The following is a 15,615-nucleotide window of genomic DNA, read 5'->3' on the forward strand; positions in this document are numbered from 1 at the left end:
TGGAGGAACTGTGTAATGGCAGAAGAAGGTACAAAACACCCTAAAAAGAGTGCGCGTCAGAGAATCGCAAATAAGACGCGCCAAATTATTCATGTACTTTACAACTCTGGGAATATCAATAAAGCCGGCTTAGCTTATTTACGGCAATCGAAGAGTCTGAATAGCCCTAAAGCGATGATGGTCTTACCAGATATGATGCGGTTCATGGATGTAGCCATGATGAGTCGGAATGGAGAGCCGACTCGTGCGGAAGTAGCAATCTTTACGGCGGTTCGGCTCTATGCTTTCCACCAGCAATCTAAAGACGTTTCAGTATATGGGCCAGTCAATAATGACGACCCAGAAGAGCCATTGGGAAAGCAGACTTTTACGGTTTTAAGAGAACTTCGTAAAAATCAGAAGACTCGTCCAGCGTTGGATGGTCGTGTGCAACAAATACTGGGCGCAACAAATATTGCAAGCGTCAATAATTCACTCAATCAATTAATTAGGATTATTAAGTCAGCAGACCTCTCAATACCAATTGATTATGGCCTTTTAGCGCGAGACCTTTTTGATTTTCAGATGAGTTACGAACAAGCTAATCGGGTCCGCTTGCGTTGGGGCCAACAGTACTTTAAAAACATTGTAGATGACCAAACTGATAACAACGAAGGAGAGAAATAAAATGACTAATTCAAATTTATATATTGACGTTCACGTACTTCAAACGGTTCCATCTTCTAACATTAACCGGGATGATACTGGTTCACCAAAAACTGCTGTGTACGGTGGCGTGACACGTTCACGGGTTTCCTCTCAGAGTTGGAAGCACGCGATGCGGGCCGGATTTAAAAATGATGACTACTCGGTCGGTGTTAGAACCAAAAAAGTTCTCAACATGTTAGCGGATGCTTTGGTTGAGAAGATGCCAGATTTATCGGCGGAAGATTCTGTGGAACAAGCAACTGAGATATTAAAAACGGCGGGGATAAAGATCAATAAAGATGGCGAAACCGGTGCACTATTGCTGATTAGTCGAGGTCAGATTGAAAAAATAGCTGAGTATGCTTTAAACAACGAAGAATTAGATAAAAAAGAGTTGAAGGCAGTTATTAACGGCAATCAATCGTTAGATCTTGCTTTATTTGGTCGGATGGTTGCTGACAATCCGGAACTTAATGTGGAAGGATCGGCGCAGGTTGCTCATGCCATTTCAACTCATGAAATTCAACCAGAATTTGATTACTTTACAGCTTTAGATGATTTATCGCCTAAGGATAATGCTGGTGCGTCTATGCTAGGTTCCATTGAATTCAATTCTGCAACTTTGTATCGTTATGCGAATTTGAATGTTAAGGAACTGATTCATAATATTGGATCAGAAACGGCGATAGAAGGAGTTCAAGCGTTCATTAAAGAATTTGCGCTGACCATGCCTACGGGTAAGCAAAAAACATTTGCTAATAAGACGTTGCCTCAGTACGTTATGGTTACTTTGCGGCAAGATACGCCAGTGAACCTGGTATCAGCTTTTGAATCAGCGATACGCTCAAACGATGGCTATGTTAAAGATTCAATTTCCCAGTTAGAACTTGAGTACAATAAAGCCGGTAAGATAGTTGAAAATCCATTATTTAATGTTGTTTTGAGTCAGGAAGGCACTGAATTGGGGGCCCCTGCTGATAACTTGTCGGACCTATTAAATAAAGTGAGTGCTGCGGTGGAAGAGGTGGTATCGGATGAAGACTTTAACGCTTAGATTAACTTCTCCTCTGCAATCCTACGGTAATCAGGCCTCTTTTTCTCGGAGGACTGCGGCAACCTACCCATCTAAGAGTGCTGTCATTGGACTGATTTCAGCCGCTTTGGGGTATCAGCGGACTGATCCGCGTATTCAAGCATTAAATGAGCTAGCTTTTGCAGTTCGAATTGATCAGCCTGGTCGAACACTGACGGATTTCCAAACAGTTGAATGGAAGAAAAACACACGAAAAGTGACATATCGTGATTATCTTCAAGACGCGGTTTTTGTTGTTGCCTTTGAAGGTGATGACGAGCAAATCGAGAAAATTTCAGATGCGTTGAGGCACCCAGTTTATCAATTATATTTAGGCCGGCGGGCTAACGTACCAGCTGGACCACTAAGTTTAACAATTCATAGAAACAGTCAGCCTGTTGATGTGCTGAAAAAATTGAAATGGCAGGCATCGACGTGGTATAAGAAACGCCAGCATGAGGAGACCATTACTGTTGAATTAATTGCGGATGCAAAATTGTTGCCTAATCAGCATGAAGACTTAGCCAAGGATCGCGTTATTTCATTTGATCAACGGAATCGTCAGCTTGACTACCGGCCGGTTGTACAAGAATTTATTTTGCTGAAAAATGACACATTCACGGCTGACTCAACTTTTCATGAAGGCAGCCATGATGCAATCGAAGGTGTATAGGGGGAAATGCGATGTATTTATCTAGAATTAAAATCGATACAGAAAATCGCCAAAAAATCCGACCGTTAACCCACCTAGGTGCGTATCATGATTGGGTGGAAAAGAGCTTTCCGGCAGAGATTGAGGCAGGCGTTAGACGGCGGCACTTGTGGCGAATTGATCCATTGTATGGTGAATTATACCTAATGGTGCTAAGTGAAGAAAAACCATCGTTGAAGGAGTTTTCGAAGTATGGTGTAGAAAATACTTTCCTTTCGAAATCCTATGACCACTTGCTCACCTCAATCAAAGTCGGCCAAGTGCTTCGGTTTAGAGTGACCGCGAATCCCACCTATGCTGACCCGCAGCCTGGTAAAGAGAGGGGGAAGGTTTATCCTCACGTCACTATTGAACAGCAACGTCATTGGTTAATTAAAAAATCAGCAAATGCTGGTTTTGAGATTATGACGCGAACAAATGACATGATACCGGATGCAGATGATCAATATTTGTTTGACATTGTACATCGGGATCATCCAGTGCTCAATCGGAAAGGTAATCGTGTTGTTCATTTGAGTAGAGTGACTTTCGAAGGGATACTCAAAGTGACTGATTCTGACGTGTTTCGGCAAATGTTAATTCAAGGATTGGGCCGAGAAAAGGCCTTTGGGATGGGACTTATGACAGTTTTATCTGAGGTGTGATGGATGAAAAAACAGGTTGGTGCTAAAAAACCAGAATTGTCAGAATTAAGTCGGGTTAAAAACCGGGTAAGCTTTTTATACCTTGAGCATGCGAAACTTAATCGACAGGACAGTGCAATTGTTGTTGCGGATTCAAAAGGGACGGTGTTCGTCCCCGCTGCCATACTGAGTGTGTTATTGCTGGGGCCAGGAGTTGATGTGACTCACCGGGCTATGGAATTGATGGGCAGTTCAGGTTTGAGTGTTGTCTGGGTTGGAGAGCACGGGGTCCGACAATACGCGCATGGCCGTTCTTTGAATCACTCTTCTGCACTGATCGAAGCACAAGCAAAGTTAGTTTCCAACCGTCGTAGTAGAGTCGCTGTGGCTAGGCAAATGTATCAAATGCGGTTCCCGGACGAGGATGTTTCTCAGTTGACCATGCAAGAATTAAGAGGTAAAGAGGGCGCCCGGGTTCGAAGAGTCTATCGGATGCAGTCTCAAGAGACAGGAGTCGCGTGGTCACGGAGGGAATACAATCCTAATGATTTTGATTCTGGAACGCCGATTAATAAAGCTTTAACAGCCGCTCATCAAGCACTTTATGGGTTAAGTTATAGTGTTATCGTTGCTTTAGGCGTATCTGCAGCGCTAGGGTTTGTCCATACGGGTCACGATTTATCTTTTGTGTACGATTTTGCAGATTTATACAAAGCAGAATATTCTATTCCGATTGCCTTTCAGGTCACTGCGGAGTTTGGCAACGATAAAGATATTGGAACTAGAACTCGGCAAGCGATGCGCGATGCATTCATGGACGGTAAACTTATGGTTCGCATGGTGGCTGATCTGAAGAAGCTATTGGGTGTTGATAATTCTGACGAGGTGTCGGTCTTGAATTTGTGGGATGATCGACTTGGTCTTCAAAAATTTGGTGTTCAGTATGCAGAATACGAGGAGTAGACCATGATTGTGATTACATTAAGTAAGGTACCACCATCGTTACGCGGTGATCTGACGAAGTGGTACCAAGAAGTCCAAACGGGAGTTTATGTCGGTAATGTGAATGCTAAGGTTCGAGACCAAGTCTGGGAGCGGATTATTAGAGATATCGGTTCGGGGCAAGCGGTCATGGTTTACAATGCTCAAAACGAATTAGGTTATCAATTTCGAACAACCAGGACTGATCATGAAATTGTCGATTTTGATGGGATTCCGCTTCTAAAGAGGCTCAATCAAGTAAAATCGCCTAGCTCTAAAAAGTTAGGCTTCAGTGATGCAGCCAAATTCCATCGGATTAAGATGTATTCTAAGCGGTCAAAGAAGTCAAAAGCTTACCAGGTTAAAATGCCGTTATTTGTGGCAGTTGATGTTGAGACGACCGGATTAGATCTTACAAAAGATGATTTAATTTCCATTGGAGCCATTAAAAAAGGCGAAGATGGGGAATTAAAGAAACTTTCTCTATTGATCCAGACAGACCGGGTTATTTCGCCTGAAATAACAAAATTAACCGGGTTATCTACTGAAATACTTGAGAAAAAAGGTGTTTCACTTCAAGTAGCGTTAACTCGCTTCCTTGAATTTATTGATGATGCACCATTAGTGGGTTATAACTTACAATTTGATGATGCTTTTTTGTCTAAGAGTCTAAAGCTAGTCCAAGAAAAAACGCTACACAATCAAATGATTGATTTATTGCCGATTGTCAAAAAGAGGAATCGCTTTATTGATAATTATAGGTTGAGTACGGTTTTGGCTGAATATGATATTACAAATTCTACCCCGCACCATGCGGATTCGGATGCTGAAGCAACTTTTGCCTTAGCGGAGAAGCTCATAGAAAATCAAGACTTAATTTTTTGAGAAAATAGTTAAATTGAGAGTGTTGATTTAATAACAGATTATCTTGCTGAATCAAAGAAAGTCATGAAAAAATGGTATTTGGGATTTTGGAAATGTTGATAGGCCGGGGATCTTTTACTGTACTCTCTGCATGCGCAGAGGTGATCCCATGACCTCCGAAGAGTTCTTTGCCCTATCAACGTACTCTCTGCATGCGCAGAGGTGATCCCTGGTTTGGTAATGTAAAAAAATCCTTAAATGAGTACTCTCTGCATGCGCAGAGGTGATCCCTTCACGCAGATGCAGTATTACGACTACGATAAGTACTCTCTGCATGCGCAGAGGTGATCCTACGATTCGGGTGGTCCGATCGGATAAGACGAAGTACTCTCTGCATGCGCAGAGGTGATCCCGTGAAGACGGCTACCCAGAAGCTCAAAGAGTAGTACTCTCTGCATGCGCAGAGGTGATCCCATCTATTTGTCGGATAAGACCGGGTTAACGTCGTACTCTCTGCATGCGCAGAGGTGATCCCAATTACCAACGTCGCCATCGCAAATCAAACCAGTACTCTCTGCATGCGCAGAGGTGATCCTGGTAGTGCCGACTCGGACACTACTGAGAAAATGTACTCTCTGCATGCGCAGAGGTGATCCCACAAGACCGAAATTAAGCTTGTGGGTAGTGCCGTACTCTCTGCATGCGCAGAGGTGATCCTCGACCAAATCTTTTCCGGCACGGTTTCGTAGTGTACTCTCTGCATGCGCAGAGGTGATCCTGACAAATAGAATTACAGAAATATCTAGGATAGGTACTCTCTGCATGCGCAGAGGTGATCCCACGTCGTCAACGTCAATTGCGCCCGCTCGTCGGTAGTCTCCGCATGTGCAAAGGTGATCCGGAACCGCGGCAGACCATTGTTTTAGGATTCAACGATAGATTCCGCACACACGCAAAGGTGATTTCAGGTCACAAATTGTGTACTATAGTGGTAGTAAGTTTTCTCCTAACGCACGGCCGTAATCTCAACTCAGACGCAACGGTTCAACCAATTCCAATGTATTCTCTGCATATGCGGAGGTGGCTTCCACATCATTTCGATAGTCGAGCATTCGACTTTAAATGATAATCGGCCTACAGATGCCATCATCTGTCGTAAACGAACTGGAGGAATGTTTAGTGCCAAAAGAGGATATGCAAATGCAGCTTCGGCGGCTCACTGCTCTCAAAACAGAAATGGCCAATTTCGGCCGTTGTCGAAACAGCAGGTACGCCAATTAGAAAAAGAGACCCGAATTGAACACGTTTGGTCCTCGAACGCAATTGAGGGGAATCATTTAGACCGTTTTGAGACAGCGTCCATTCTGAATACTGGTGTTACCGTTCACGGTGCATCGGTTAAAGATATTAAACATTAGACTTAAACCAGGCCTACGAGTACATGATGTCTTTAGCCTCTCAAAAAGAACCCCTGACTCAAACGACCATCCGTGATTTAAATCGTATCGTTACCATGCAGACTGCTCCAGACAAATCTGAGGTGGGAGTTTATCGTGCGGTTAGTGTCTGGCTAAACGGTCTAGAAAATCACCCATACCTTGACCCAATGAACATACGGCCGAGTATAGATCGACTCATTGAGTGGGCTAATGCGAATCAGGAGAAATTACACCCGGTTGTTTATGCCGCAGACTTTCATTTGCGGTTTGTTGCAATTCGCCCATTTATTGACGGTAATGGTCGGACAGCCCGCTTACTAATGAATTTCGCCTTGGCACAATCAGGACACCAAGTCAGCAACGTTCAACCCGTTCGTCAAGAGCGATACACGTACATGGATCGACTAGAGCAAGCCAGAAGCGGTGATGAGCACGCTTTCGACCAGTTAATTGTAGGCTACGCTGAGGCTGAGTTAAAGCGTCGGATTGAGACGCTAAAGCTGAGTGAAAAAAGTATTCGCAAAGCTGAAAGTGAAACACGTTTTGACGAAAAAAATTAGACTGATGATCCTAATTCCGATTTTCATTAATTTAAGATCGATAACAGGTGTAACTTTAAATGGACGCAACTAAAATGCGTTTCGGTATTTCTGGAGATATTCCCATTGTCGTTTCAGACTACTGACCAATATAGGAAACCTCAATTGAAATTCTTAAAGCATTGGTTTCAACAACAAATTTTGGCTGGTATAGTGATTCTTTTGATCTATACTTAAATTCTGAGGAAAAATTTATCGCACGTTAGAGGGGTGGGGAGCGAGAATCATTTCTCAAAAAAGGATAGCATCCAGACATTAAGACTTAAATTAATGGTTCTCAGTTCCTGAGTATTGGTGGTATTAGTAATGGTGATAGGAAGCATCACAGTGCATCTTGAGGAGTATCATGAATTTTAGGGAAAGAATCAACTAACAGTATCCCGCCCACAGTTATTATTAAGTTAGCATTGTTTGAACGGGATCGACAAGAAAATAAGATCAGGTTTTTAAAAACTTGGAAAAACAGAGACCGACTCAAATGACAGGGAGACTTTGATATCCTGGTAAAACGTCAAAAGATTAAGCTGATTAAGAACTTTACCAACGTGTTTGTTGCGTACGGCGAAAGTAATTAAAAATGCTCATTGGAGATTTGAAAATACTGTTAAAATAGAATTAGTTTACGTACTCTCCGCACCTGCGGAGGTGATCCTAAATTCGGCTAAACCGGGATTTTGAGGTCATAGTACTCTCCGCACCTGCGGAGGAGAATTCTAATGATCTGGCGTCTCAATTTTTTACTTTGCATCTGAAGCGTCTAGAAAGTCGTTTTTTGTCATAGCAAATTAATGCTGTTTGATGCTGGTTTTAATTTCTCAGCCGTTCGTTTCAGGGCAGAAAAAGCTAGGTATACTTGGCCCCGATTAATTAAAGCGCAACGTAAAGATTTGACGAGATTTGACCAAAATTCATATTATTTGTTGGGTATTTTTTTGCCGATTACGGTTAAAATGAAAGTGTGTATTTATTATTGAATTATTTTACTCGCTGACGGAAACTAATGAAAAATTAGTGTCAGGGTAATCTAAAAGGGTATTAAACCGCCGATTTTTTACTGTACTCTCTGCACCCGCAGAGGTGATCCCAAGCTACCCAAATGGCGGCATTGCCAAAGGTCGTACTCTCTGCACCCGCAGAGGTGATCCTATATTCTTGTTTGAAATAATCGGCCGGAATTGGTACTCTCTGCACCCGCAGAGGTGATCCTTTCCAGCACTATCAAATCACAGAACAAGGTACGTACTCTCTGCACCCGCAGAGGTGATCCTGTGACTGGTCAATGGCAGCTTGCTTGGCGTCAGTACTCTCTGCACCCGCAGAGGTGATCCTACAATCGATCTGAGTTGGATAGCGATTCGACAGTACTCTCTGCACCCGCAGAGGTGATCCTCATCTTCTTGACTGGTTCGTTATACCCAAAAGGTACTCTCTGCAGGCGCAGAGGTGGTCCTAATCCGTGACAGTGGTTTTTAGAAAAATTTGCGTACTCTCCGCCTGCGCAGAGATGGTTTCAAGTCACATATTGTGTACTATAATAAATGTAAGTTTTCTCTGAACGTACAGGGTTGATTTCAACTCTAATGACACGATTCGTACAATTTTAACGTAGTTTCCGCACCAGCGGAGGTGGCTTTCAAATCATTTTGATAGTCGGACATCGACTTTAAATGATAATCGGCCTACAGATGTCATAATTGAACGAATTGGAGGAATGTTTAGTGCCAAAAGGGGATATGCAAACACTGCTTCGACGGATAACTGCTCTCAAAACAGAAATGGACCGATTTCGGCCATTGTCGCAACAGCAGGTGCGTCAATTAGAAAAAGAGACCCGAATTGAACACGTCTGGTCCTCAAACGCTATCGAAGGGAATCGTTTAGATCAGTTCGAGGCAGCTTCCATTTTGAATACTGGCGTTACCGTGCACGGTGCATCGGTCAAAGATATTCTAGAAACGTTAGACTTAAACGAAGCCTATGAGTACATGATGTCTTTAGCCTCTAAAAAAGAGCCTCTGACTCAAACGACCGTCCGAGATTTAAATCGTATTGTTACCTTGCAGACCACATCAGACAAATCTGAGGCGGGCGTCTATCGTGCGGTTAGCGTTTGGCCAAACGGTTTAGAAAATCATCCATATGTTAGTCCAATAAATATTCGGCCAAGTATGGATCAGCTTATTGAGTGGGCCAATAAAAATCAAGGGAAATTGCACCCGGTTATTTATGCTGCTGATTTACATCTTCGGTTTGTTGCGATTCATCCGTTTATCGATGGTAATGGTCGAACGGCTCGGCTACTAATGAATCTTGCCTTGGCCCAATCAGGATATCCAGTCATCAACATTCAACCAGACCGCCAAGAGCGATATGCGTACATGGATCGATTAGAACGAGCCAGAAGTGGTGATGCGCAAGCTTTTGAACAGCTAATTGCGAACTATGTTGAGGCTGAATTAAAGCGTCGGATCGAAACGCTTAAGTTGGATGAAAAAAATATTCGCGAAGCTGAAAATGAAAAACGTTTACCTGAGAAAAATTCGACCAATTATCCTAATTCAGATTTCAACCAACCCAAACCATTTTCAGATCGATAACGGGCTCTGGTTGGTATAGCGATGCTTTTGCCCCGTCTTAAATACTAATACAAATTTATTGTACTGTAGAGGGATGAGAGATAAGTCATTTCTCAAAAAGGACAGAGTTCAAACACGAAGATTTAAAATAATGGCTCATGTTTACAGTTTAGGATTGTCTCATTACTGGCGATAGGGAGTATCATAGCTAACTTTAAGAAGAATATTGAATCCCAGATATAGAGTGTGCTATCGTATCTTGTTTGCAGTTATTCTCAAGCTAGAGTTGATTAAACAGAAACGAAGAGAGCGAGACCAGCCTGTTTTGAAAACCTGGGAAATCAGAGACTGACTCAAATGATAAGGCGATTTTGATAACCAGGTAGAACGTCAAAAGATTAAGCTGATTAAGTACGTAACTTAGGTGCTTGTTGCGTGCGACGAAAGTAATCGAAAAATGGTTCTTGGAAATTTAAGGATGCTGTTAAACTAGGATTAGTTTACTGTACTCTCCGCACATGCGGAGGTGATCCTTGAGATCCCTGTGGAAGCCCGGAACTCACTACGTACTCTCCGCACATGCGGAGGTGATCCTCTCATACTTGCGATACGTGTGCATCACTCGACGTACTCTCCGCACATGCGGAGGTGATCCCGGATCGTCCAGCCCTCGGAATAGAATCTTTTGGTACTCTCCGCACATGCGGAGGTGATCCCCGGTTTATTCAAGGCGGAATCATTACAAATGAGTACTCTCCGCACATGCGGAGGTGATCCTAGTACACTGTCTCCATGCCGTCATGATCACTTAGTACTCTCCGCACATGCGGAGGTGATCCTCTCGATGAGCTTACGCTGATTTTCCTCGAGAAGTACTCTCCGCACATGCGGAGGTGATCCCGCCACGACGGCTCCTGTGGTCGCCACACGAGGGTACTCTCCGCACATGCGGAGGTGATCCTAACAAAGTTTCTAAAAAAGATACGAAAAGTTGGTACTCTCCGCACATGCGGAGGTGATCCTAAGCTGGTCTTACATCTTCACTCATTTGATTAGTACTCTCCGCACATGCGGAGGTGATCCCTTTTTCTTCAAGTGATGGAGAATTAATCATTTGTACTCTCCGCACATGCGGAGGTGATCCTATCCTTGGCGCATGAGTTCCGGGTGCTCACCAGTACTCTCCGCACATGCGGAGGTGATCCTAGCACCGGTGCTTGGTTCAAGATTGGTGACTGGTACTCTCCGCACATGCGGAGGTGATCCCTACCTTACAGTGCCGAAAGACTGGTTAGGGAAGTACTCTCCGCACATGCGGAGGTGATCCTAAGCCGTCCGCGTCTACGGTGGCACCTTCCCCGTACTCTCCGCACATGCGGAGGTGATCCATGAGAAAGGTATTTCAAATCTTCGGAAGCTACGTACTCTCCGCACATGCGGAGGTGATCCTTATTGTGGCTACTGAAACCGACAAGCGGTAATGTACTCTCCGCACATGCGGAGGTGATCCTCGATTAGCTCACCCTGAAATAATTTCGAGAAAGTACTCTCCGCACATGCGGAGGTGATCCCGTGGCATTTAACTATAATATTTCCTACGAGATGTACTCTCCGCACATGCGGAGGTAATCCCGACCAGCTATCAGTCGAAGATTACCGTCAAACGTACTCTCCGCACATGCGGAGGTGATCCTTTGAAAGCGACCGTGGTGGAGATATCCTAAAGGTACTCTCCGCACATGCGGAGGTGATCCCGTGAAGCCCGCAAGGCTGGTGGGCGTACCAACGTACTCTCCGCATATGCGGAGGTGATCCCAGGATAAGGGAGTCCGATACCACAAGTGGTGCGTACTCTCCGCACCTGCAGAGGTAATCCCGGCCTGGAGGTCTTGCTGGTACCGGTTAAAACTACTCTCTGCATACGCAGAGGTGACCCTGGGCAGGGCTAATTGCTTACATCTAACTAACTACCCCAAAAGCCCAAAAATATCAAACCAAATCACCACCACTCAAAAAAGCGATGCCCCAAGGCATCGCTTTTAATATTCCCATCTAACGCCCCTCAATACGGCCGCGCATACTGATTGCCGCGCGCTGCTCGGGCTGCGCCACCTGCCTGAGCTTGTGTTTCGCTTTCGTATTGGTAATTGGCAGGGTTGGTGACTTTGGCGTAATACTTGTGACTGTCAGAAACGTAAACCATGCCTGGTGCTGCGACGTGCCACTTTCCGGATGTTGTTGCGGAAGCGGGCTTGCTGACGCGGCGAGTTTGACGAGCCGTTGTTGTGGCATGGCGTCGAACTGGGGCAGAGGTTGCGACTACTGAATGGTGAGTCGGTGTCGTGACCGGCTTAGCATCACTGCTACCGTTGTTATAGTCGACTTTAATGCCCTCTGCGGCGTTGATGACGACGATTTCAGTGTTAATCGTGCCATCGGATGACTTAATGTCGACGATTGAACCACGGGGGATTTGCTCGTTACCTTTATAAACCGGTGTTGTCTGGTAGTCAACAGTTTGCTTGCTGTTGGGGTGACTTTCCCAGTAATTCTCGACGGTCTCTTCTGCATACCGCATACCACCATCTTGGTCGGCGCCGACATTTTGTGGCCGGGTACCGGTGGTGAAGTTGTTGGCTGATGTGTACGATTTGGCTCCTAATAAGCTATCACCAATTGAGTGACTGCGATTATATAAATATCCGTGGTAAGTGCGGCCAGTTAGCTTGTATGAGATGGCCACTTTCGGGTTGCTATCAGGCCATCCTACGGGTTGTAGCGGAGCGCCTTGACGCGAACCGCGGGAATTGCTGTAGTCGCTGTAGGTCAAAACGGCCTTGGCGGTTGTCGGTCGACCTTGTTGATCACTAGCAAAATGAGCATCACCTGCTCGTAGACCACTAAAATTAGAGAGCCGAGCATGGCCGACTTTATAATAATAGTCTCCGTTAGGGCCTCCTGATTCCTGATTGGTATAGCGGGTAAGTTGGGTCAGGATGGCTCCATGATTCGACTTAGCCCCGGGAGTTTTTGATGATGCTGAATGGTTAGTCGCATGATTAATCGTTGACTGTCGGTGGGCCGTTTGAGACGCCTTTGAAACCAAGGCTGCCTTATGGGCGCCGTCGTGTTTTGCAGAACTTGATGAGGACTGAGTTGAGTTAGTCCCGACAAGAAAAAAGCCCACAACTACCAATAGAATCGCCGTCCAGCCAGTGTGTTTCGAGTGGCGGTGACGCATTACGCTGGCACCCCAGTAGATTGCGGTTCCGATACCTCCCAGCATGGCTAAGGCACCGATAAATTCCATAATGTTAGACAATGTAATCTCCCCAAACTTTTAATGTGGTGGCTTCACCCCCTGTTGTCAGTGTGACACTGATTAGTGAAGCCGGAATTGGTCTTCCTCCTTTTCGTTGGTTACTTCTTTAATATTACCTGTTGTCCTAGAAAATCGCTAGAAAAAGTGACATCGTAAGCGATTTGCGTAGTACGCCGTTTCCCCGTGCATCGCCGTTAGCATTTAAGTTATTGATCGGCGTTGCACACTTTGGTCAATATTGAGTAATGACGTTTGACTCAAAAGGGCTTAGTATTAAGTCAGTGTCGATTCAAGGAAACGGGGTGACACCATGACTAAGAAAAATAACAAATCCAATCCATATAAATTCGGCTCGCGAAACATGTCTGGCAAAGGAAAAATGCCGAAAGACGCCTACAAGGGATACAAAGATATGCACTTGACGCCAGTTCAAAAGCGGATGCTCAAGCAGATGGGCGTTGATCAAAAGGAGTCCATGAACCAACTCGGTCAAATGGGCGAGCTATTTGAAAACATGCAAGAATCCATGGCTGATATGTATCAAAACATGGATATGGATAAGATGAAGGATATGTTGAATGGGATGGGTGGCATGGGCAGCATGTTCACCACACCGGATGACGATGATGACGGTCGCCGTTTTTACCGGGATGACCCTAAAAATAAAAAGTAACAAGGCAAAAAAATAGCGGCTCTCGACTTATGTCGAGGGGCGCTATTTTGCTGCTTTATTGAATTTAAACCGCAATGACGGTTCCACGAACCATAGCATCAAAAAGTTAAGGGCAAGTAGACATGCGGTTGAAATGAATACAGTGTTGTAGCCAAACAGTCCGGCCAATGACCCACCCAAGAGAGACCCAAACATGTTACCTAGTGCCTGAAAGGACTGGTTCCACGAGAAAATGGCTGATGTTGCTGAAATCGGTGAGTTTTTCGTTAACAGCGTCTGAATCGTTGGGAACAAGGCACCGTCCGAGATTCCAATCATCAGCCGAAGGAATCCCAGCACCCAGATGCTGGTCACGAGCCCCTGTGGAATGTACATCAGCATCGCAAAGAGGTAGCCGGCCATCAACACGCGACCGGAGCCGCGACTATCGCCATAGGCACCCAATCTCGGAGCTGCTAAAATGTTGGATATTCCGGGTAGGGCAGCGATAATGCCGGCGACCAGCGCGATGGGACCTTGATTGCCCATCAGTTGCTTAACGTATAAACTGATAATCGGTGCAATTGAAGTATTGCCCAGCTGAACAAACATGGTCGAGAGAAGTAGCACCATAATCAGGCGGGGGCTCTTAAATTGCGCTAGGAGACCGCCGATGCCGCTCTTCCCGGACTGATTGGAACGCTTGACCGGGGTGAAATACTCCTTAACGAGGGTGGCCGACAAAACGCCGGCTAACGCGAGGAGGGCCGCTGTGATGAAAAACGTGTCACGAATTGAGAACACTTCTGCAAGCGCGCCGCCAATAATGGGACCCATTAGCATCCCAGACGTGGATCCGGTCACTAAGGTGCCGAGTGCCTGCCCACTGTGGTCGCGTGGTGTTTGAGTGGCAATTAACGCTTGAGCATTTGAAATAAAGCCGGAAAATAAACCTTGCAACGCCCGCAAAGCGAGTAGCTGCCAAACGTTGCTAACGAGGCCCATTAAAAACATGGCCACCGCCATCCCAAAGGAGGCGCGAATCAGCATAATTTTTCGGCCTTTTCGGTCAGCCAAGGCGCCCCATAATGGTGAAACAATTGCAGTGACCAAGAAGGTGGCTGCGTAAACTAAGCCACTATAAAAGGAAACTTCGGCCTTGGTAAAATGGCCAAGTTCACTCACATACAGTGACATAAAGGGCATGATTTCACTAAATGCGATCCCGGCAATAAACGTACAGCCCCACAGAACAATTAAGTTCCGTCGCCAGGGGCTTTTTTCCTGTTGTGTGTCATCCATGATGCTAACTTCGCCTCGATTAATAATGTGCTAGATTAGAGTACAGCCTTGCTGCTGTCACTTTAATCCGAGTGTCTGAATTAACGGTTGTAAATTTAAATTACAAAGAGTAATAATAGGCGTATTGAAATTAAAATGCAAGTGGGGGTCAAAATGGTTCAAAAACGGAACTTATCTGAAGCAAAAGTGGTGACCGCTGCCGCTAAACTTGTCGATGAACAGGGGGGCGACGCACTGAGCTTTAGTCGCGTTGCTGCCGAGCTAGCGGTGAAGCCGCAAGCGCTCTATGCTTATTTCAGCAGTAAGGAAACCTTGAAAGTGGCGGTCATTGTGCACTTTTTAGACGGAATAACTGCGGCTATCAGCCAAGCTTTGATTGGCATTTCTGGTGAGCGGGCCTTGGAAGAATATGGGCACATGCTCCGCCGACTGCTACTGGCGCAACCAGAGCAAGCGCGCTTAGCCTTTGGTGGCATTAACTACCGTCATCAAGAAGTCGCAATTCACCATTTACAGCAATTAATCGATATTTTAGAAGCGCTGATTCAACCGTATACCAGCACCGCCACCATGACCCGGCACCGCGCCCGACTCTTTCGTGCCATGGTGTTGGGGTTTGTCCAAAATGAGCTTTGGGGGTTGTTTCAATACGGCGAGATTCCGGCGGATGAAAGTTTTGAGTACGGGCTACAGCGACTGATTAACCAGTTGACCACGATCGAAAAATAACCGCTTTCATCTAGTTAACCGGATGAATTGTGTAGTATAATATTTGTACGGACAAAT

At 45.3% G+C, this 15,615-nt stretch carries 13 protein-coding genes and 3 CRISPR repeat arrays; of the genes, 11 read left to right on the forward strand and 2 right to left on the reverse strand.

Annotation, left to right across the window (positions count from 1 at the left end):
- The first annotated feature begins 15 nt into the window (after positions 1-15).
- The 9 genes from casB to FC96_RS03720 all read left to right on the forward strand — a co-directional run bounded on the left by casB (position 16) and on the right by FC96_RS03720 (position 9,574).
- On the forward strand, positions 16-666 hold the full coding sequence (casB, locus tag FC96_RS03685) for a type I-E CRISPR-associated protein Cse2/CasB (RefSeq protein WP_054659360.1): 651 nt from the start codon (positions 16-18) through the stop codon (positions 664-666).
- Between the two features lies 1 nt (position 667).
- Positions 668-1,741 (forward strand): type I-E CRISPR-associated protein Cas7/Cse4/CasC, encoded by a 1,074-nt coding sequence (gene cas7e, locus FC96_RS03690; protein WP_056942058.1) that lies wholly within the window; start codon positions 668-670, stop codon positions 1,739-1,741.
- Positions 1,722-2,432 carry a type I-E CRISPR-associated protein Cas5/CasD gene (gene cas5e, locus FC96_RS03695; RefSeq protein WP_056942059.1) on the forward strand — a complete coding sequence of 237 codons (711 nt, stop codon included), beginning with the start codon at positions 1,722-1,724 and terminating at the stop codon, positions 2,430-2,432. The genes cas7e and cas5e overlap by 20 nt, the downstream gene beginning before the upstream one ends.
- Before the next feature lie 11 nt (positions 2,433-2,443).
- Entirely contained in the window at positions 2,444-3,115 is a 672-nt protein-coding gene (gene cas6e, locus FC96_RS03700) for a type I-E CRISPR-associated protein Cas6/Cse3/CasE (protein WP_056942060.1), read from the forward strand.
- 3 nt (positions 3,116-3,118) lie between these two features.
- Entirely contained in the window at positions 3,119-4,057 is a 939-nt protein-coding gene (cas1e, locus tag FC96_RS03705; protein ID WP_056942061.1) for a type I-E CRISPR-associated endonuclease Cas1e, read from the forward strand.
- Between the two features lie 3 nt (positions 4,058-4,060).
- On the forward strand, positions 4,061-4,960 hold the full coding sequence (gene cas2e, locus FC96_RS03710) for a type I-E CRISPR-associated endoribonuclease Cas2e (RefSeq protein WP_056942062.1): 900 nt from the start codon (positions 4,061-4,063) through the stop codon (positions 4,958-4,960).
- A 119-nt stretch (positions 4,961-5,079) separates the two neighbouring features.
- A CRISPR array of direct repeats spans positions 5,080-5,839; the repeat unit is 28 nt; unit sequence GTACTCTCTGCATGCGCAGAGGTGATCC.
- A 272-nt stretch (positions 5,840-6,111) separates the two neighbouring features.
- Positions 6,112-6,357, forward strand: coding sequence for a hypothetical protein (locus tag FC96_RS13165; protein ID WP_235804711.1), 246 nt, complete (start codon positions 6,112-6,114; stop codon positions 6,355-6,357).
- A gap of 23 nt (positions 6,358-6,380) precedes the next feature.
- Positions 6,381-6,938 carry a Fic family protein gene (locus FC96_RS03715; RefSeq protein WP_235804712.1) on the forward strand — a complete coding sequence of 186 codons (558 nt, stop codon included), beginning with the start codon at positions 6,381-6,383 and terminating at the stop codon, positions 6,936-6,938.
- A 1,095-nt stretch (positions 6,939-8,033) separates the two neighbouring features.
- Positions 8,034-8,428: a CRISPR direct-repeat array (repeat unit 29 nt; unit sequence GTACTCTCTGCACCCGCAGAGGTGATCCT).
- A 282-nt stretch (positions 8,429-8,710) separates the two neighbouring features.
- Positions 8,711-9,574 (forward strand): Fic family protein, encoded by an 864-nt coding sequence (locus tag FC96_RS03720; protein ID WP_056942169.1) that lies wholly within the window; start codon positions 8,711-8,713, stop codon positions 9,572-9,574.
- A 484-nt stretch (positions 9,575-10,058) separates the two neighbouring features.
- Positions 10,059-11,429: direct repeats of the CRISPR family, unit length 28 nt; unit sequence GTACTCTCCGCACATGCGGAGGTGATCC.
- A 186-nt stretch (positions 11,430-11,615) separates the two neighbouring features.
- Here FC96_RS03720 and FC96_RS03725 read toward each other — a convergent pair.
- Complete coding sequence (locus FC96_RS03725) at positions 11,616-12,875, reverse strand: DNA/RNA non-specific endonuclease (protein WP_235804713.1); 1,260 nt, start codon at positions 12,873-12,875, stop codon at positions 11,616-11,618.
- Positions 12,876-13,185: 310 nt separating this feature from the next.
- Here FC96_RS03725 and FC96_RS03730 point away from each other — a divergent pair, with 310 nt between their 5' ends.
- Positions 13,186-13,548, forward strand: a complete 363-nt coding sequence (locus FC96_RS03730) for a hypothetical protein (protein WP_054659361.1) — start codon at positions 13,186-13,188, stop codon at positions 13,546-13,548.
- Between the two features lie 42 nt (positions 13,549-13,590).
- On the opposite strand, the gene FC96_RS03735 is transcribed toward FC96_RS03730, so the two are convergent.
- Entirely contained in the window at positions 13,591-14,829 is a 1,239-nt protein-coding gene (locus FC96_RS03735) for an MFS transporter (protein ID WP_056942063.1), read from the reverse strand.
- Positions 14,830-14,982: 153 nt separating this feature from the next.
- Between FC96_RS03735 and FC96_RS03740 the strand changes: the two genes are divergently transcribed.
- Positions 14,983-15,558: a TetR/AcrR family transcriptional regulator gene (locus FC96_RS03740; RefSeq protein WP_056942064.1), complete on the forward strand. Its 576-nt coding sequence runs from the start codon at positions 14,983-14,985 to the stop codon at positions 15,556-15,558.
- Positions 15,559-15,615 lie beyond the last annotated feature (57 nt).

Origin of the sequence: Secundilactobacillus kimchicus JCM 15530, from assembly GCF_001433995.1 — a bacterium.
GTDB classification, from domain to species: Bacteria; Bacillota; Bacilli; order Lactobacillales; family Lactobacillaceae; genus Secundilactobacillus; species Secundilactobacillus kimchicus.

Bases quoted from the DNA above. Each gene is read 5' to 3' on its own strand.
- casB (WP_054659360.1), top strand. From the start codon at position 16: ATGGCAGAAGAAGGTACAAAACACCCTAAAAAGAGTGCGCGTCAGAGA.
- cas7e (WP_056942058.1), top strand. From the start codon at position 668: ATGACTAATTCAAATTTATATATTGACGTTCACGTACTTCAAACGGTT.
- cas5e (WP_056942059.1), top strand. From the start codon at position 1,722: ATGAAGACTTTAACGCTTAGATTAACTTCTCCTCTGCAATCCTACGGT.
- cas6e (WP_056942060.1), top strand. From the start codon at position 2,444: ATGTATTTATCTAGAATTAAAATCGATACAGAAAATCGCCAAAAAATC.
- cas1e (WP_056942061.1), top strand. From the start codon at position 3,119: ATGAAAAAACAGGTTGGTGCTAAAAAACCAGAATTGTCAGAATTAAGT.
- cas2e (WP_056942062.1), top strand. From the start codon at position 4,061: ATGATTGTGATTACATTAAGTAAGGTACCACCATCGTTACGCGGTGAT.
- FC96_RS13165 (WP_235804711.1), top strand. From the start codon at position 6,112: ATGTTTAGTGCCAAAAGAGGATATGCAAATGCAGCTTCGGCGGCTCAC.
- FC96_RS03715 (WP_235804712.1), top strand. From the start codon at position 6,381: ATGATGTCTTTAGCCTCTCAAAAAGAACCCCTGACTCAAACGACCATC.
- FC96_RS03720 (WP_056942169.1), top strand. From the start codon at position 8,711: ATGCAAACACTGCTTCGACGGATAACTGCTCTCAAAACAGAAATGGAC.
- FC96_RS03730 (WP_054659361.1), top strand. From the start codon at position 13,186: ATGACTAAGAAAAATAACAAATCCAATCCATATAAATTCGGCTCGCGA.
- FC96_RS03735 (WP_056942063.1), bottom strand. From the start codon at position 14,829: ATGGATGACACACAACAGGAAAAAAGCCCCTGGCGACGGAACTTAATT.
- FC96_RS03740 (WP_056942064.1), top strand. From the start codon at position 14,983: ATGGTTCAAAAACGGAACTTATCTGAAGCAAAAGTGGTGACCGCTGCC.